The sequence below is a fragment of the Cellulosilyticum sp. WCF-2 genome (genome assembly GCF_003990395.1).
GTDB classification, from domain to species: domain Bacteria; phylum Bacillota; class Clostridia; order Lachnospirales; family Cellulosilyticaceae; genus Cellulosilyticum; species Cellulosilyticum lentocellum.
This window is the reverse complement of the sequence record NZ_CP034675.1, coordinates 1-19,329: the sequence shown is the minus strand read 5'-3', so window position 1 is coordinate 19,329 and position 19,329 is coordinate 1. Positions and strand designations below refer to the sequence as shown.

Sequence of the window (19,329 nt, the reverse complement as noted above, 5' to 3'; positions counted from 1 at the left end):
GGGGCACACTATGTGTTTTGCAGTTGTTGGGGTCAACCATAGAAATTGTCCCATAGAAATACGAGAGAAGGTAAGCTTTACCCGTGCTAAGCTAGTAGATTGCCTACATGAGCTTAGGGTAGAAAAGAACTTACAAGAAGTAGTCATTCTCTCGACTTGTAATAGAAGTGAGATTTATATCTATGAGGAGAACATAGAAAGTGCTATTTTAAAGGGCATAGCGTTTTATCAAAGCTATTTTGTAAAGGGAGACATCACTCCTTATTTATACATAAGGCAAGGTGAAGAGGCTGTTAGACATTTATTTGAAGTGGCAGCGGGGCTTGATTCTATTGTTGTTGGTGAAGACCAGATATTAGGGCAAGTAAAAAAAGCACATGAGGAAGCCATGAGTGAGCATACTAGTGGAAAGGTGCTTAATAAAATTTTCCGTGAAGCAATTTCTACAGCTAAGCTCATTAAAAGTGAAGTCAAGATATCTGAGCATTCCTTATCTATTAGTCATATTGCCGTCAAGTTTTTAAAAGAAAAACAAGAAACGCTTAGAGGAAAAAAAGTACTCGTTATTGGGACGGGCGAAATGAATGAACTGACCATTAAATATTTATTAGAGGAGAATATAGGAGAAATTTATGTGACTAATCGTACACATACTAAGGCAATAGAATTAACAGAAGTATATGAGGGACTGATTCCGGTAGCTTATGAGGAGCGTTATGAAGTGCTACCTCAAGTGGATATGGTGATTTCTGCTACGGCATCACCTCATATTATTTTACAAGCAAAGCAAATGCCAAGTTTAACAAAAAAGCTGGATATTATGGATATAGCCATGCCGAGAGATATTGACCCGGCTATTAATGAAATGGAACTTGTAAATGTCTATGACATTGATGCACTAAAAATGATTGCTGAGGCTAACAATGAACGTCGCTTGGAACTTGTTATAGCAGCCCAGAAGGAAATAGAAAAAGCAATTCAAAAGCTCATGAGATGGTTAGAAGCACTCAGTATAGAAGAGGTGATTCATGGCCTAGATGCTTATTGTGAAGACATTAAAGCGCATACAACAAGGCTCCTTGGTAAGAAAATAATAAGCGAGGAAATAGATGAAGAAGCTATGCATATGATTATGGAAGAGGTCTTAAAAAGATGCATACGTACGCCAATTGCGAAGCTGATGACTACTGAAAACCTAGAGCTAAGAGCACAGTATGCAAAGACGCTATCAGAGTTATTTGAACTAAACTAAGAAGGTGAGAGACAAGATGAAAGTAGTTATAGGAACAAGGGGAAGTAGACTAGCACTTACTCAAACAAAGTGGGTCATTGATGAATTAGAAAAGCATTACCCAGAGCTTGCTTGTGAAATGAAGATTATTAAAACAAAGGGTGACCTTATTCAAGATAAACCAATAGACAAAATAGGAGATAAAGGTATTTTTACTAAGGAAATCGAAGCTGAGCTACTAAAAGGGAATATTGATATGGCTGTGCATAGTATGAAAGATATGCCATCGGAACTACCTTTAGGATTAAGATTCACTAGAACACTAAAAAGAGAAGATGCAAGAGATGTACTCATCTTAAAAGAGGGATACGCTAGTATAGAAGATTTGCCTATAGGTGCAACCATTGCAACAGGCAGCAAAAGGAGAAAGTATCAACTACTTGCTTATAGATCAGATTTAAATATAGTACCAATTAGAGGAAATGTAGATACGCGTCTTTGTAAATTAGAGGAAGAGAAGTTAGACGGTATTGTTCTGGCAGCGGCTGGGCTTCACCGATTAGGTCTTGCCGATAAAATCACCTGCTATTTGCCTATGGAAATCATGCTTCCTGCACCTGCACAAGGCGCATTGGCTATAGAAATAAGACAAGAGGATACAAAGGCGTATGACTTAGTCAAGGTTTTAGAAGACCCTGTTAGTAGCATACAGGTTGAGGCAGAACGGGCTTTTATGGATGCTATTAATGGAGGATGTCATATGCCTATAGGTGCGTATTGTGAAGTTATAGGTACAAAACTTCGAATGAGAGGTTTGTTAGGGGATGAGTTGGGTAAGAAACTTGTGATTAAGGAACTCTGTGCGCCAATAGGAAGTGAAAAGCAGTTGGGAGAAGAGTTAGCGAGTGTATTAAGAAAGGAATTTGAGAAAAATGACTGGTAAAGTATATTTAATAGGTGCAGGTCCAGGTGATTACAAACTCCTAACACTAAAGGGAAAAGAATGTTTAGAAGAAGCGGATGTCATTATTTATGACCGCTTAGCAAATGAAGATTACTTGAAGATAAGCAGCTCTACGTGTGAATGTATTAATGTTGGAAAAGCCTCTAGTAACCACACCATGCCTCAAGATAAAATTAATGAGCTGCTTGCAGCAAAAGCTAAAGAAGGCAAAGTGGTAGTTAGACTTAAGGGAGGAGACCCTTATGTTTTTGGAAGAGGTGGTGAGGAAGGTGAATATCTCTTTGATAGAGGGATTCCTTTTGAAGTCATACCAGGTGTGACTTCTGCCATAGGTGGATTGTGCTATGCGGGCATTCCTATTACTCACAGAGAATGTGCATCTTCTTTTCACGTTATTACAGGTCACTTAAAAGATGGTTCGAAGGATGAAATAAATTGGGAAGCTTTAGCAAGTTTAAAGGGGACTTTAGTATTTTTAATGGGTATTAGTAATTTAAAGAAGATTACTGAAAATCTTTTAGGAGCAGGTAAGGTAAAAGAGACACCAGTAGGGCTAGTGAGCTGGGCCACGAGGTATAATCAGAGCGTTGTAATAGGAACTCTAGAGAATATTTATGAAAAGGCACTGGAGAAAGGTGTAAAGCCTCCTACGATGATTGTTATTGGTGAAGTCGTGAATCTAAGAGAAAAGTTAAATTTTTTCGAAGAAAAACCACTCTTTGGCAAGCAAATTGTAGTTACAAGAACGAGAAAACAAAGCAGTCAGCTGATGGAGATGATTAATGATTTAGGTGGAAGAGCTATAGAATTTCCTACTATAGAGATTACACCTATTAAAGAGAATACTAGGCTTAAAGTAGCTATTGAGCACCTTAAACAGTATACATATTTGGTATTTACAAGTCCTAATGCAGTAGAGGTTTTCTTCGAGGCATTAGAAGCAAGTGGTAAAGATGCAAGGGTACTTGCTCATTTGAAAATAGCTGTTATAGGTGAAGCAACGAAAAAAGCTTTAAAGCAAAAAGGAATAGTTGCTGATAGGATGTCAACTAAAGCAGTTGCAGAAAGTTTAGCAGATTGTTTAAAAAAAGAACTTACAAATAAGGATTATATACTGCTTCCTGACTCAGCTATTGCACGAGAAGGTTTAGTGAGTAGTTTGGAAGCAGTCTGCAAGGTAGATGAAATTCCACTCTATACCACAGTTCCAGTAAGGAATGTAGCAAAGGGTGAAATGAGTAGCAAAGAGCTAGTAGAAAAACTGATAGCAGATGAAATAGATTATATGACTTTTACTAGTTCGTCTACAGTACATCATTTGATTGGACGTATAGGGCAAGAGCATATAGCAGCCTTAGCGCATGCAAAGCTTATTTCTATAGGGGAAATAACCACTCATACACTTAAGACGTATGGCCTAGAGGTATACAAAGAAGCTAAGAAAGCGACCATGACGGATTTAGTAGATTGTATGAAGGAAAAGTAGAACGTAAAAATGAAATATAAAAATACAGCTGAGACAAGAGAACAATAGGAAAAGAAGGGAAAGGTAGTATGTTAGAAAGACCAAGAAGATTAAGAGTAAGTGATTCAATAAGAAGTTTAGTAAGAGAAACAAAGCTTCATGTGGAAGAACTCATTTATCCACTTTTTATAGTAGAAGGTGAAAATATAAAAAGTGAGATTGCCTCTATGCCAGAGGTTTATCATTTTTCTTTAGATAAGCTTAAAGACGAGATAGAGGAAATTAAAGCATTGGGTATTTGTGCTGTATTACTATTTGGTATTCCAAAGGAAAAGGATACATGTGGTAGTGAAGCCTTTGCCAAAGATGGTATTGTACAAAAAGCAGTTCGCCTTATTAAGTCTATAGCCCCAGAGATCATAGTGATTACAGATGTTTGTATGTGCGAATACACAAGCCATGGTCATTGTGGCATTTTAACAGAAAGTGGTTATGTAGATAATGACAAAACATTAGATTTTTTAACTAAGATTGCAATAAGTCATGCAGAGGCAGGAGCAGATATGGTAGCTCCCTCAGATATGATGGATGGACGTATTGTAGCCATTAGAGAGGGACTAGATGCAGCAGGCTATATAAATGTAAGTATTATGGCGTATAGTGCTAAGTATGCTTCTAGTTTTTATGGGCCTTTTAGAGAAGCAGCACATTCAGCCCCTAGCTTTGGGAACCGCAAAACTTATCAGATGGACCCTGCCAATACTAATGAAGCCTTACGTGAAGGTCAGCTAGATTGCCAAGAGGGAGCGGATATTATTATGGTCAAGCCAGCACTCTCTTATTTAGATATTATTTATCGCTTTAAAGCCAATCTTAACAAACCTATTGCGGCATATAACGTAAGTGGGGAGTATTCTATGCTTAAATTAGCTGTTAAAAATGGCTTACTTAGTGAGGAAGCAATATATGAAAGTGTTCTTTCTATTAAGCGTGCAGGTGCTGATATCATTATTACTTATTTTGCAAAAGACATAGCGCGCCAACTAAGAGTTAAATAATACAGGAGGAATAAACCATGAATCACAGTAAATCCAGTATCCTTTATGAAGAGGCGGTCAAATATATTCCAGGAGGCGTCAATAGTCCTGTTAGAGCATTTAAAGCAGTAGGACTTGAACCTATTTTTGCAGATTATGCAGAGGGAAGCAGACTAACGGATGTAGATGAGAATACGTATATTGACTATATTTGTTCATGGGGACCATTATTACTTGGGCATAGCCCTAAAGCAATTGTTGAAGGTATTGAAGAAGTAGTGGCTAAAGGAACCAGTTATGGGGTGGCAACAGCTATTGAGGTAGAAATGGCAAAGCTTTTGGTAGAAGCTTATCCAGCTATAGATAAGGTGCGTATGGTTAACTCTGGAACAGAAGCAACGATGAGTGCCTTAAGAGTAGCAAGAGGTTATACAGGTCGTAACAAGATCCTTAAATTTGAAGGATGTTATCATGGACATAGTGATGCACTTTTAGTTCAATCAGGCTCAGGTACATTAACCTATGGCGTACCTACAAGTCCAGGGGTACCAGAGGATGTTGTAAAACATACGTTAGTTGCACGTTATAACGATTTAGCAAGTGTACATGCATTATTTGAGGCCAATAAGGGTGAGATTGCTGCAGTAATTGTAGAACCCATAGCAGGCAATATGGGCGTAATCGAAGGGAAAAAAGCATTCCTCCAAGGACTGAGAGAACTTTGCAGTAAGGAGGGAACGGTTCTAATCTTTGATGAAGTGATCACAGGCTTTAGAATCGCCTATGGTGGAGCATCAGAATACTTCGGCGTTGCACCAGATATGGTTTGCTTTGGTAAAATCATTGGAGCTGGTTTGCCGGTGGGGGCATATGGTGGTAAGTCAGAGATTATGGACATGGTTTCACCTATTGGGCCCGTTTATCAAGCAGGAACCTTATCAGGTAATCCGCTTGCTATGTATATGGGGAAAAAGAATCTTGAACTTCTAAAAGCTAATCAAGAGGTATATAAGGTATTAGCTACAAAAGCAACAAAGTTAACTGAAGGATTTAAAGCGAATATTGAGAAGTTAGGTTTGGAATTCACAGTAAATTGTGTAGGTTCACTGGTTTGTTTATTTTTTGCAAACGGGCCAATTGAAAATTATGATGATGTCAAGCACTGTGACACGGAGCTTTTCACTATTTATTATAAAGAAATGATGGAAAAAGGTATTTTATTACCTCCTGCACAGTTTGAAGGAATGTTCTTATCCGCAGCTCATTCTGATGAAGATATAGAAGCAACCATTAAAGCAAATTACGAAGCTCTAGAAATGGTTAAAATTTATTTGGAAAGAATATGAGAAGCTATTAATCAATCGGCAATGTTGATTAAGCTGTTAATTTCATTTTGATTAAAGTAATGATTTTTTATAATAATGCTAATGCTATTACTATAGAGTACATTAAAATAACTTAATCTAAAAGGGACTAGTGGAGAAGCACTAGTCCCTTTTAAATTGAGTTATTTTGTATAATATTTAAAATAAAAAAATAATAATTAAATGCATAATTATAAACAAAAATGATAATTATTATACTTTTTTAAAAATAAATGTATTATTATAGAAGTAATTAAGAGAAAATTGGAGGAAAATTTGTGGGATATAGAATTGCATCGAACATAGGAATTGCATTAGGAAATATAAAGTTAGGTAATGATTATTATCTTAATCAATTAGATGAGGCTAATAGAGAACAAAGCAGACATTTTTTAAGAGATATTATGGGGAGAGATATAAGATATATAGCTGATGAAACACAAACAAGTTTGTCATTAGCTATTGAGGCATCTAAAAAAGTTATAGAAGAAAACAAGGTAGATATTGAAGAGATTGATATGGTTATTTGTATATCTCATACACCAGAATATGTATCTCCTACGATGGCAAGAATGATTCTTGATGCTTTAGGTGGCGGAAAGGATACCGTTAATTGTTTAGATATGAATGTGAATTGTACGGGAATGTTAGTAGCTCTTGACATGGCAGATAGATATTTTAAAACAGATGAAAATTTAAGTAAGATTTTAGTTGTACAGGGAGATAGCAATTCAAATTTTAATATAGAAAAGGGGTCACCATTCTTTGGGTGTCTAGGGGATATTGGTTGTGCGGTTATTCTAGAAAGAGATGATGAAAGTGGCATACAATCAAGATATTTTCTCATGGATAAAACCATGGGAATGAATATTGTTTATCCAAAAGATGGATATTCAAAGCCAAATCCAGTTTTGTATACAGATCCTAATTTGGATGCGAGAGTTGATATGGGTGCAAATTTAATTGCGGAGAAATATGATAAAGAAAAGATAGATCATATGAAGCTTATTTGCATGTCTCAATTTGCATATGTTAATTGCCAAAAATATATAGAGATGAGTCAGATTGATGCTGAAAAGGTACCTTATATAGGGGATCAGTATGGTTACACAGGAGCAAGTAGTCCAATACTTGCATTAAAAGCAGGTATTGAGCAAGGAAAGCTTAATAGAGGAGATACTTTTCTTTTATGGACTTATGGAGCTGGTACCCAACATGTTGTATTAGAAATGAAGTATTAAGTGATGAACTAACAGGCAATGAACTAAAATAGAACTAGATTAGAAGGGTGAGATTGATGTTAATAAAAGAAACTTGGGGCCATTATTTACAAGAAAGGCTTATTAAAAGTGAAGATAAGATAGCTGTTATAGATATAAGCGAGCATACTAGATATACCTATAGAGATTTACTGTATAAATCAAAGATGATAGAAAAAGCCTTAATAGGTAGTAATATCACAAGGGGAACTCATGTTGCTTTAGTGTTTCCAAATAGTGCTACTTGGATAGCTATATTTATGGCACTTATTAATATAGGAGCAGTTCCTGTTTGTTTAAATAACGAGAATATTGAGGAAGAAATTTTGTATGAAATAAAATATGCAGATGCAAGGGTTGTCATTACTGATGAAGCCACTTATACCAAGATAAGATGCAACGAAGTAGAAATGGGCTTAGATTTAGTGGTTTTAGTTGATAGACAAGGTAAGTGCTCACAAGGAATACATATGAGTTTCAAGACATTTATAAAAAATGGTAAGCTAATTAGTGAGAAAGAATTAGATGAGGCTAGGAAAAAAGTGAAATATGATGATATTCTAGCCATACAATATACTTCAGGGACAACAGGAAGGCCAAAAGCAGTCATGTCAGTACATTATAAGGTACTTAATAATATCAAAAAAGTAGGAGAACTATTTAATTATACAAGTGAGGACAAACTATTTTCATCTCTACCCATGTATCACGTAATGGGGTGCTTCTTTTCCTGCCTATTAACCTTCATGATAGGTGGGAGCCTAGTGATTATGAACAAATTTAGTACAGAGAACGCAATAACTGCATTAGAAGAGGAGAAATGTACATGTTTTCATGGGGTACCTACTATGTTTAAATTGATTTTAAATAAAATTGGGGATAGAAAATTTAAATATCTAGATAAGGGAATGATAGCAGGATCTTATTGTGATGAAGAAACAATGGAAGATATTATAACCAAGATGAATATGCGAAATATTATGCCTTTATATGGACAATCAGAAGCTTGTGGCTATACTCAAATAAGAATAGGAGACCCTATTGAAAAAGTTAAGACAACAGTAGGAAGATCAATAGAAGGAGTAGAAATAAAGATTGTTGATGATCAACTTCAAGAAGTACCGATACATACACAAGGAGAAATATTAATAAAGTCAAAATATTTTATGCATGGCTACTATAAAAATCAAGAAGCGACTAACCAAGTCATTATAGATGACTGGATGCATACAGGAGATTTAGGTTCATTAGACGAAGAAGGTTATTTAAAGATTACTGGAAGAAAGAAGGACATTATTATTAGGGGAGGAGAAAATATTTCTCCTGCTGATATAGAAAGGAGTCTTAGGCAATATTCAAGAATTAAAGATGCTGTAGTGGTGGGGATTCCTGATGATATTATGGGGCAAGAAATAGCTGCATTTATTGTTTTAGATGAAATAGGTCAAGCATTGAAGCAAGGAGAACTTATAGAAGAAATAGAGAAATTTATAGACGAACATATATCAAAAGGTAAAAGACCTAAATATATTAGGGTTGTAGAAGCATTTCCTGCTACAGGAAGTGGTAAGATACAAAAATTTAAGTTAGTACAAACAATTTAAAGTAATAGAAGAATGGGAGGAGAAGAATGAACAATCAATTTAATACTTTAGAATTTTATAAAAAGAAGGTAGCAAAAGAGATTTACTTTATATCAATTATAGCTATTTTTTCAGCTATGTTAGCATGTGCTATGTGTATGATGTTTGGACTATATCATTCAGTACCTAGATGGGCATTTGGAGCATTTATTATAGTTTGCATCTTTGAAATTATAGGGTTCATGTGGGTGTATAAAAAAGTATTTGTCACTGATGAAATTTTGATAAGGAAATATAATATTTTAAAATATTCTGTTTCTGCCATTTGTATTATTAATTATGCTTTTATTATTAATGTGATGCCTTGTCAGTTAATGTGGGTAATTTTTGTATTTTTCTTAATGGTTATTGGCGTATTTCAAGATTATAAACTTACTTTAAAGTGTACAATTTTATATGTAGTTATTATTCTAATATTCTTTTTTACTCATTCATTAGAAGCTCTACAAGCAGCATCAAGTGTGGATGAATGGATTGCCAGGATACTGGTATTAGCATTAGGCGCTTCAGGGGCTGTAATAAGTAATTATTTCTCAGGTCACATACTGGCTAATGTAGGACAAGAATTGATGAATCAGAATACAGAACGACTTACATTAATTATTAGTAAGGTGAATGTACTTATGACGAAGCTCCAAGATGCCTCTAATACTTTAATATGTATCGTACAGGAAGAAAATGCTTCTATGGAAGAAATGAGTAGTGTTAGTGAACATATTGTTGGTGATAATGGTCAAATGCTAGAAAAATCTAAGGGTAGTAACCAGAATCTCTCAATCTTAAAAGATAAGGTTGAAAATATTTCGGATAGGATGAAAGAGACTAGAAGCATATCAAAAGAAATTGTAGAGATTTCAGATAAAAATGGGAAAGCACTTAATCATGTACTTAATATTAGTGTAACTATAGAGAAAGCGACAACCCATACATTAGAGGTTATACAAATTTTAGATGATAAGGTGAAGAAAATAGATGAGCTTCTAAGGCTTATAGAAAATATAGCAGAAGAAACAAATCTTTTAGCACTAAATGCTTCGATAGAAGCGGCAAGGGCAGGAGAAGAGGGACGTGGCTTTGCAGTTGTAGCAGAGCAAGTCAAGAAATTATCTGAGAATACGGCACAATCACTTCAAAATGTGAATGAAGTAGTTAAGGAGATTAAAAAGGACACTACATTAGTAGAAAGTCTAATGGCAAAAAATGTAGAACAAATACAAGAACAAAACAAGCTAACTTGTGAAACAGCAGAGATGCTTAGTTCTATGGTATTAAAATTACAAGATTCAGACGAGAGGGTAGATCACATAGATGAACTTACCAAAGAGCAAGTTACTCATACAAATCAAGTAGTTGAATATAATAATGATGTTATTAGTAGCATTGAAGAGCAGGTGGGTAGAGTACAAAATATTGCAGACTTAATAGAGGAAAATAGAAAAGCTATTGAACAAATTGGTATTCAGATAGATGATCTTGATGAAGTGGTTAGGGAGATTAATAGCGTTTTAGAAGAATAGTGTAAAAAATAAAGGGATGCTACATCATTAATTTAATTAATGATGTAGCATCCCTTTATTTTTAGGTGAAAGTCCTTACTATTCTATTTTAGGAAAGTTTAAAGGAGTGAATCTGCTTTGAAAGTTGATGTGTCATTTGTTCTAGATCTTCTGCAGTTTGTTCTAATTCTTCAATGACCACATTAATTTCTTCTGTAGAAGAAGTAACTTCTTCACAAGCAGCAGAGATGTTTTGAGCAATACAAGAGGAATTGTTAATTTTACTACGGATAGTAGTATTTTGTTCATTAACGGTAGATGTATCTTCTTTCACTGCCTGAATCTGAGGAATGATATGATTAACAGCGGCTACAATATTTTGGAATACATCTATACTATGTTCAATATTTTGGGTTTGTTCATTAAGAGAAGCATTAATAGTTATAGTACCTTCCACTAATTTAGTCGTATCTTCTGATAAAGAGGCAATAATAGATGTAATGTTTTGCGCAGAAGTTTGGCTTTGCTCTGCTAGAGTGCGAATTTCTTCTGCAACTACAGAAAAACCTTTACCGGCTTCACCTGCACGAGCGGCTTCAATAGCAGCGTTTAGAGCTAAGAGATTAGTTTGTTTTGCAATGCTTTCAATAGCATCAGTAATTTGGTTGATTGTATTCACACGCTGCTTAAACCCTTGGATTTCTTGTGCATAAATTTTGAAATCCTCGTTAAAGTCGTGAATAGAAGCTGTTACTTCTTCCATTTCAGCTTTACTAGAATTAGAAATATGACCAATTTCTCTTGAACTATCATTAATATTAATCATAGAAGTAGTCATAGATTCTAAACTATTAGATAAAGTACCTACAGCTTGATCGATTTGGGCTAAGTCTTCAGCTTGAGTGGTAGTGCTAACAGTAATTTCTTGAGAGGAAGCTACAACCTTTTCAGAGTGAGTAGCCATATGATGTGAGTTGCTAGAAAGTACTCTTGAAGATTCACTAACTGTATGAGCCAAATGACTAACTTCTGTTAAGATGGCAATAATATTTTCTTGCATGGCCTTCATACCTTGAGAAAGCATACCAACCTCATCACCACGAGCTAGAAGCTTAGGATCAATAGAAAAGGAAAAGTCTTTTTCACTTAGACGGTAAAGTTGCTTTACAGTTTTATCAATAGCCTTACTAATAGAATTGATAACAATAGCAATGGCTATTAAGGCAATTATACATACCACTATACTGATGATGATGCACTTAATGCTGAGACTTGCTATTTCTTCAGTATAAGGTGTCATGTCCTGTCCTATAAAAAGCATACCAATATTTTGGCCGTTACTATCTTTAATAGGTTCATAGTAAGCTGCAAAAGGGCGTCCATTAATTGTGACATCAGAGTAGGTTATTTCTCCTTTATTAAGCACAGCTTCAATAATTTTATCTTCGGCTTTTGTACCCACTAAAGGTGTATCGCTTTGAATAGTTGTAATTAAGCGAGTATCACCCAAAAATAATGTGTACTCAAAATCTGTACTAGCTTTAAGTTTGTTTAAAAGAGAGGTTTCTTGTAAATTATCATCACCTTTATATAAGGTTTGCCCATCAGTATGATAATCCCCATCGTGTTGTAGGTTCATCATATCTGTGTAGTAGCTAATATTAGTAGTCATACTATGCTCCATTTTATCGTTGATATGATTAGTAGATACAATAATTACCATACCTGTTAAAATAAAAGCTAGCAAAATAAATGCAGGTAATACAACTCTATAAATTTTTCCACGTATCTTGAGTTTCATATGTAGATCCTTTCTAAATTCTAAATTTAAGTCACTAAAAATATACTACAATATAAATTAGGAAATATATAGATGAAAAAATCATAAAAATGTTAATTAAATATCAAAGTGAATAGTAAATTATATCCCGATTTTATAAAACTTAATAATAAAATAAGGATGATATTATAATTATTTATTTAAACTATCTATTTATAAGCTATGTTTAGGTAAATATATTACACTTATAATTATATGAGTACAGGCAAAAGAGATGAGACTATAGAAAAAGAGTGTTTCATTAATCGAATGAAACACTCTTTTTTATACTCAAAATAGTATTAATTATGCTTTCTTTACAGAGAAATTAACTTCTTCACCATTGATTTTCCAATCTTTAGTGTAGCCTTCTACTGAGCCTGCTATTACGCTGTTAGCAAGTACTTCAGAGGCAATGTAGTCAGCATTTTTAGCCATGATAGAAGCTACTTTGTCGTTACCTGTGTAAGCAACTTGGATGTGATCTTGAACTTCAAAGTCAGCTTCTTTTCTCATTGTTTGAATCTTAGAGATGATTTCACGTACGAAACCTTCTTCAAGGAGTTCTTCTGTGAGGTTTGTATCGATTACTACAGTATAACCTTTATCTGCAGCAGCTACATAACCTTCTTTTTGAGCTGTACTAATTAAGAGGTCTTCTTTAGTAAGTTCGATTTCAGAACCTTCAATTGTAAGTTTAAGAACGCCTGTTTCATTAAGCTCAGCCATAGCAGCTGTTCCATCAAGTTCTGCAAGAGCAGTTCTAATGCTATTTAGCATTTTACCGTATTTTGGCCCTAGCGTACGCATTTGTGGTTTGAAGCTATAAGAAATATATTCAGCAGCTTCTGTAGTGAATTCTACGTGTTTAACATTCAATTCTTCAGCTACGATATCGATGAACTCCTGAGGAAGTACTTCTGTAGCTCCTACATAAAGTGTACCAATTGGTTGACGGTTTTTGATACCACTTTCATTACGGCAGCTACGTCCAAGAACTACGATTTCAAGAACTTCATTCATATATTTTTCAAGTTCCTTGTTAATCATAGCTTCATTATATACTGGGAAGTCACATAAGTGAACACTAGCTGGAGTATTAGCATCTACTGATTTTACAAGGTTTTGATAAATTTGCTCTGCCATAAATGGTGTAAATGGTGCCGCAAGTTTTGCAAGTGTTACAAGTACAGTATGAAGTGTCTTGTAAGCGTTAATCTTGTCTTGTGGCATGTCACTTTGCCAGAATCTCTCACGAGAGCGACGTACATACCAGTTAGATACTTCATCAATGAAGTCTTGCATATCACGAGCAGCTTCAAAGATACGGTAGTTTTCAAGGTCTTCATCTACTGATTTTACAAGTGTATGAAGTTTAGAAAGTACCCATTTATCCATCATGTTTAATGTATCATATTTAAGTTCGTACTTAGTTGGATCAAACTCATCAATGTTTGCGTAAAGTACATAGAACGCATAAGTGTTCCAGAAAGTACCCATGAATTTACGTTGAGATTCACTTACGTTTTCACCAGCAAATCTGCTTGGAAGCCATGGAGCAGAAGCAGAGTAGAAGTACCAACGAACAGCATCAGCACCTTGCACATCAAGAACTGACCAAGGGTCTACTACATTACCTTTGTGCTTACTCATTTTAATCCCATCTTTATCACCTACGTGCCCAAGAACGATAACATTTTTGTATGGTGCTTTATCAAAGATAAGTGTAGAGATAGCCATTAGGGTATAGAACCATCCACGAGTTTGGTCAACAGCTTCTGAGATGAAGTCAGCTGGGAAGTTTTCTTCAAATACTTCTTTGTTTTCAAATGGATAGTGAAGTTGTGCAAATGGCATTGAACCACTATCATACCAGCAGTCGATAACATCAGATACTCTTGTCATAGTGCTGCCACACTCTGGACAGTTAAGGTGAACGTTGTCAATGTATGGTTTGTGAAGTTCGATATTGTCTGGGCAGTCAGAGCTCATTGATTTAAGTTCTTCGATGCTTCCGATTAAGTGTTTGTGACCACATTTACATTCCCAAATTGGAAGTGGAGTACCCCAGTATCTTGAACGAGAAAGACCCCAGTCAATAACACCTTCAAGGAAGTTGCCAAAACGACCTTCACCAATTGATTCAGGCATCCAGTTTACTGTTTTGTTGTTAGCTACTAAACGATCACGTACTTTAGTCATTTCAATGAACCATGTGTCACGTGCATAGTAAAGAAGTGGTGTATCACATCTCCAGCAGTGTGGGTAGCTATGTGTATGAGGCATGGCTTTAAATAAAGTGCCTTGTTCTTTTAAATATTTAAGAATTTCTGGATCTGCATTTTTAACGAATACATCTTTAAGCTGAGGGAACTGAGCTATGAATTCTTCTGTAAAGTAACCTTGTTCGTTAACAAGTTGTACAAATGGGAGGCCATTTGCACGTCCTACTCTAGCATCATCTTCACCGAATGCAGGTGCGATGTGTACGATACCTGTACCATCTGTAAGTGTTACGTAGTTATCAGCTACTACGAAGAATGCTTTTTTATCTATTTTAGTACATGTAAAGAGTGGTTCATATTCTGTGCCACATAATTCTTTACCTGCAAATTTTTCTGTGATTTCTACGCCTTCTGTGCCAAGAACTGCTTCCACTAAAGCTTCAGCTAAAATGTAAGTAGCACCTTCAAAGTTAGCTCTTACGTAAGTGTGTTCTGGGTTCACACAAAGAGCAACGTTTGATGGAAGTGTCCAAGGTGTTGTTGTCCAAGCTAAAAGGTAAGTGTTATCTTCACCTACCACTTTGAATTTACATGTAGCTGTTTGATCTTTAATATCTTTATAACCTTGTGCTACTTCGTGGGAAGAAAGAGATGTTCCACAACGTGGGCAGTAAGGTACGATTTTGTGACCTTTGTAAATAAGGTCTTTGTCCCAAATTTGACGAAGTGACCACCATACGGATTCGATGTAGTTGTTATCATAAGTCACATATGGATGCTCCATATCTACCCAATAGCCTACACGGTCAGACATCTTTTCCCATTCACTTTGATATTTCCAAACACTTTCTTTGCATTTAGAGATGAAAGGTTCAATACCATATTCTTCAATTTGTGGTTTACCACTAATACCAAGGAGTTTTTCTACTTCAAGCTCTACTGGAAGACCATGAGTATCCCAACCAGCTTTACGAAGTACTTTATAGCCTTTCATGGTTTTATAACGTGGCATAATATCTTTCATTGTACGAGTTAAGATATGTCCAATGTGAGGTTTACCATTAGCTGTAGGTGGTCCATCATAAAATGTGAATACAGGACCGCCTTCTCTGGATTTAATTGATTCTTCAAATACGTTATTTTTCTTCCAAAACTCTAAGACTTCAAGCTCTCTGTCTACAAAGTTAAGGGCAGTGTCGACTTTCTTATACATAGTCATCCTCCTAAATAAATTGTATAAAATAAAGGTTTTGGATTTTAGAGCATCAAAAAAGCTCCTTCATCCATCAACAGGACGAAAGAGCACTATAAGTCATCTTCCGCGGTACCACCTGATTTGCCTTCTATAAAGGCCGCTCGTTATACCTTTCCTTACGGTAACGGTAGGAAACCGTCAGAGCCTACTTCAATCAAAGATCTAGGTTCGGTCTGCCACTCCAAGGTGATTTTTCGTATTTTCTATCGTATGGGCTTTCACCAACCCCACTCGCTTTGACGCATCAAAAATAGTACTAGTCCTTTTCATTGTGTTTGGTAACATATAAAAATTAATAGTAATATTATAAATTTAAAAATAGAGTTTGTAAAGGCAAAACACAAAATTTGTAGTTAAGAAATAAGTTGAAAAAGAGCGTTAAATAAGTATATAGAAGCTTATAAAGTAAACATATTAGAAAAGTTAACATATAATATAAGGAGTAAATCTGAAAAGGAGAAGCTAACATGAGTTGTGAGAGTAGTGATTGCTCATCTGGTAGAAGGAGAAGCAGAAGTACAGATTGCAGAGAAAGTAGCCGATCTGTAAGGAGAGTAGAAGTTGTAAGAGGTTTTGGCACCGTGGATAGTATTGGTGTACCTAGTGTTGGATGTAATGTAACTGATACTGAACAAGTAGATTTTAAAATTCGTATATTTAGAAGAGAAGATAGATTTGAGGGAGAAGTTAACATAGTTAATTTTGATAGAAGGAGAAAATTTAATTCCAATGACTTGATGTTTTTTACAGGAGATGAAAATGGTTTTTTATGTGTCTTTTGCGTGACTTCAGATGATGGCTGCTGCCGTTTTGAAATGGTTGTAGAGGCAAGTCCTATCGTATGTGCAAGAGGCACAGCAGCAATGTTCTTTGCTTATTCAGCCCCTATTAATACAGCAGGCATTAATATAGGAGGAGAAGTAGTTAGAGGCGAAATTTTATTCTGTGAAAATGCATGTTGTTGCCGTTAATAAAATAGAAAAGCTACACTCAATCTAAACAGGGGTATAGCTTTTCTATTAAAAGCTACCATTTAAGTAATATTTTAACCGTTTAAGCAAGAATTATTGTAAAAGAAGTAGGGGAGTTTTACAATCTACGTTATATACAATAGAGATTATAAGGAATAAGGAGGAACTCATGATAAGAATTTTGTTATATGACGAAGAGATTGAGGAACGCAGACAACTTTGCAAGCAAATACTAAAATATTATGAAGCATATAAGTTAGTTGTTCAGATAAGTGAGTTTGAAGATTATGTATCAGTTTTAGATGCTTTGAAAAAAGAAAACTTTGAGCTTGTGGTGATAGCACAAGACGGAACCTTTAGCCTAGAAGTAGTAGATAGAGTACGTCGTATGAAGCCAGATATAAAGCTACTTTGGTGTAGTGATTTAGATTTTGCTATTCGTTCCTATGATGTACAAGCTAAATATTTTTTGAAAAAGCCTATTAGTGAAGAAACTCTGGCACAAGCACTGAAAAAGTGTGAGCTTACTTCATAAATGAAGTAATACTGATGCATGGAAAACACCTTCCTTGACATCAAAGGTGGCAATACCTTTATAACGCTGAGCAATATTTTTTACAGACAAAGAACCAGTTCCTATACCAGGATGCTTAGTAGAATAAATACCAATATCTTCTGCTATTGATAATTCTGTTTCACAGGAATTATCAATAGTAAGGACAAAGGTATTAACGTTTTGTAAACCGCCTTTAATGACAATAAAATTATGATTTCTTTCTTGTGTTTTACAAGCATCATAAGCATTTTCTAGAAGATTACCAAATACTACAATTAAATCAGGGTCAGCAATATTTATTTCGGAAGGAATGTTAAGTTGTGCTGAGAATTTAATTTGTTTTTCTTCTGCTAGCTGAGCATAGTAGGAAATAACTGAGTTTACAGCATAGTGAGAACAAAAAGATATAGGAGTATCAGATGGGAGTATACGCATATAGTCGCTTAAGTAATCTCGTAATTTATTCCAATTTTGTTCTTCGATGCATATACCTATAAAAGCAAGATGCTGACGTAAATCGTGTTTTGCTCTACGCGTTTCCTCCATACGGTCTTTAAGACTTTCATATTGTAAGCTTTGCATAGTAAGATGATGATTTTCTATTTTTAATCGTAAATTATCTTCAGTTTCATTAATAAGTAGGACTACCATATAGTAAACAAGTAAGGCACCTAAATTAATAAAAAGTAGAAATAGTACATTGTCTAAGCGCATTGCAAGTTGTACATTAGGAGTTGCTTGATCTGCCATATAAATACCATAATATCCTGTCATATAAAAGGTGGCAGGAATAAGCCATAAATACCACCAGATATTTCTAATGCTATGATGGTTAACTACTGGGCGAATTTTAGAATTAAAAAACCAACTTAGCCATGGTAAGGTAATCATCTGAACAAGAAGCATAGTTAAGGAAAACGACCAACGATAAGTTTGCATAGCTAAATTGGGGAAAAATAATCTTTCAAAATACTTAGAGCTAATAACTACAAAATGAGCGTAATTACAAATGATAAAAAGAACAAATGCCATTTTACCAAAAGAAGTTTTTACAGCAACTAAGAAAAAGGTAGCATAAATGATTACGCAGCTCATGGAAATGATTCCTATATTTGAAGGCCTAAACAGAGTAGCCCAAATTCCCATGCCTATTTGAATAAAAGATAGCAAGATAGCAAGTATAACCGTAATTATTGTAGAATAACGAAAACTATCTTTAAAGGGGAATAAAACTAGAAATAAATAAGGTAAAAAATTAATAAGAGAATAAACAATGATCTCCCAAGTACTGAAGTTAGTTATTATCATCTCATCACATCCTGTTCTCGAACCTTATAAAATAAGTAATTGAAGTAATAAGTTCTTAATTCAGCAAAATGACGACGACTAATAGGAATACGTGCACCCGTTTGCATAACAAAATCACAGTCCTCTAGCCTTGCAACTTCATCTAAATTCACAACAGAACCACGATTGCAGCATCTAAAGTTAGGATAGTTCAGGAGTTTAGGAAAGAATTCCTCTAAAGTGATGCGAAAGGTTAATACTTGTTGGTTTTTTAAATAAATATATAAATGTCGGTTGTGAAAGTCAGTATAAACAATATCTCTTAGTAAAATCGGTGTATCATTTAATTTGATATAGCGGTTAGCTAAGATTTGAGCTATCTTGCAGGTTGAAAGGGCTTTGGCTAACATTTCATAAGTATAGGGTTTTACAAGGTAATAGGAAGCACTAACCGTGTAACTATCAATAGCAAAATCACGACTTGTGGTGGTGAAAATAATATGACATTCCTCATCCGTCTCGCGAATTTTTTTAGCTACTTCAAGTCCAGTTATACCGTTCATATACATATCAATAAAGATAATATCAAAGGAGACTTGAGCAAAGTCAGCTAAAAAACTTTCGCCATTTTCATATTCTACAATAGGATTGTCTAGTAATATAGCTTGTTCTGTTAGATAACGGTTCAAAGCATTAGAAAGCTTTAAACGGTCAGCTTCTAAATCATCTATAATAGCAAAATGCAAAATAAATTCCC

At 34.9% G+C, this 19,329-nt stretch carries 14 protein-coding genes and 1 other annotated feature; of the genes, 10 read left to right on the top strand and 4 right to left on the bottom strand.

All coding sequences use genetic code 11. The annotated features are described in order from the left end of the window. Window positions 1–10: 10 nt before the first annotated feature. The 8 genes from hemA (at window position 11) to EKH84_RS00035 (ending at window position 10,480) form a co-directional block, all read left to right on the top strand. The gene (gene hemA / locus EKH84_RS00070; protein ID WP_127064592.1) at window positions 11–1,252 is read left to right on the top strand and encodes a glutamyl-tRNA reductase; all 1,242 of its coding nucleotides are present in this window, start codon (window positions 11–13) and stop codon (window positions 1,250–1,252) included. 16 nt (window positions 1,253–1,268) lie between these two features. Beyond that, window positions 1,269–2,174, top strand: coding sequence for a hydroxymethylbilane synthase (hemC, locus tag EKH84_RS00065; RefSeq protein WP_127064591.1), 906 nt, complete (start codon window positions 1,269–1,271; stop codon window positions 2,172–2,174). After that, complete coding sequence (cobA, locus tag EKH84_RS00060) at window positions 2,164–3,681, top strand: uroporphyrinogen-III C-methyltransferase (RefSeq protein ID WP_127064590.1); 1,518 nt, start codon at window positions 2,164–2,166, stop codon at window positions 3,679–3,681. Before hemC ends, cobA begins: the two co-directional genes overlap by 11 nt. A 68-nt stretch (window positions 3,682–3,749) precedes the next feature. Next, the gene (gene hemB, locus EKH84_RS00055; protein WP_127064589.1) at window positions 3,750–4,718 is read left to right on the top strand and encodes a porphobilinogen synthase; all 969 of its coding nucleotides are present in this window, start codon (window positions 3,750–3,752) and stop codon (window positions 4,716–4,718) included. Window positions 4,719–4,735: 17 nt separating this feature from the next. Next, window positions 4,736–6,043, top strand: coding sequence for a glutamate-1-semialdehyde 2,1-aminomutase (hemL, locus tag EKH84_RS00050; RefSeq protein WP_127064588.1), 1,308 nt, complete (start codon window positions 4,736–4,738; stop codon window positions 6,041–6,043). Between the two features lie 296 nt (window positions 6,044–6,339). Next, window positions 6,340–7,302, top strand: coding sequence for a 3-oxoacyl-[acyl-carrier-protein] synthase III C-terminal domain-containing protein (locus EKH84_RS00045; RefSeq protein ID WP_127064587.1), 963 nt, complete (start codon window positions 6,340–6,342; stop codon window positions 7,300–7,302). 56 nt (window positions 7,303–7,358) lie between these two features. After that, window positions 7,359–8,924 carry a class I adenylate-forming enzyme family protein gene (locus EKH84_RS00040; protein ID WP_127064586.1) on the top strand — a complete coding sequence of 522 codons (1,566 nt, stop codon included), beginning with the start codon at window positions 7,359–7,361 and terminating at the stop codon, window positions 8,922–8,924. Window positions 8,925–8,950: 26 nt separating this feature from the next. Continuing rightward, window positions 8,951–10,480 (top strand): methyl-accepting chemotaxis protein, encoded by a 1,530-nt coding sequence (locus EKH84_RS00035; RefSeq protein WP_127064585.1) that lies wholly within the window; start codon window positions 8,951–8,953, stop codon window positions 10,478–10,480. 88 nt (window positions 10,481–10,568) lie between these two features. On the opposite strand, the gene EKH84_RS00030 is transcribed toward EKH84_RS00035, so the two are convergent. Then, a complete protein-coding gene (locus EKH84_RS00030) occupies window positions 10,569–12,260 on the bottom strand; it encodes a methyl-accepting chemotaxis protein (RefSeq protein ID WP_127064584.1) in 1,692 nt (563 codons plus the stop codon). Window positions 12,261–12,584: 324 nt separating this feature from the next. Further along, window positions 12,585–15,716: an isoleucine--tRNA ligase gene (ileS, locus tag EKH84_RS00025; protein WP_127064583.1), complete on the bottom strand. Its 3,132-nt coding sequence runs from the start codon at window positions 15,714–15,716 to the stop codon at window positions 12,585–12,587. Window positions 15,717–15,790: 74 nt separating this feature from the next. After that, window positions 15,791–16,037 (bottom strand) — a binding site (T-box leader). 188 nt (window positions 16,038–16,225) lie between these two features. Between ileS and EKH84_RS00020 the strand changes: the two genes are divergently transcribed. Beyond that, on the top strand, window positions 16,226–16,729 hold the full coding sequence (locus EKH84_RS00020) for a hypothetical protein (protein ID WP_127064582.1): 504 nt from the start codon (window positions 16,226–16,228) through the stop codon (window positions 16,727–16,729). A 169-nt stretch (window positions 16,730–16,898) separates the two neighbouring features. After that, window positions 16,899–17,264, top strand: coding sequence for a response regulator (locus EKH84_RS00015; RefSeq protein WP_127064581.1), 366 nt, complete (start codon window positions 16,899–16,901; stop codon window positions 17,262–17,264). On the opposite strand, the gene EKH84_RS00010 is transcribed toward EKH84_RS00015, so the two are convergent. Together EKH84_RS00010 and EKH84_RS00005 are read right to left on the bottom strand one after the other, a co-directional pair. Further along, entirely contained in the window at window positions 17,259–18,380 is a 1,122-nt protein-coding gene (locus EKH84_RS00010) for an ATP-binding protein (protein WP_190283427.1), read from the bottom strand. The two genes, EKH84_RS00015 and EKH84_RS00010, sit on opposite strands and share 6 nt — an antisense overlap. A gap of 209 nt (window positions 18,381–18,589) precedes the next feature. Then, complete coding sequence (locus EKH84_RS00005) at window positions 18,590–19,318, bottom strand: LytR/AlgR family response regulator transcription factor (protein ID WP_127067930.1); 729 nt, start codon at window positions 19,316–19,318, stop codon at window positions 18,590–18,592. Window positions 19,319–19,329: the final 11 nt, after the last annotated feature.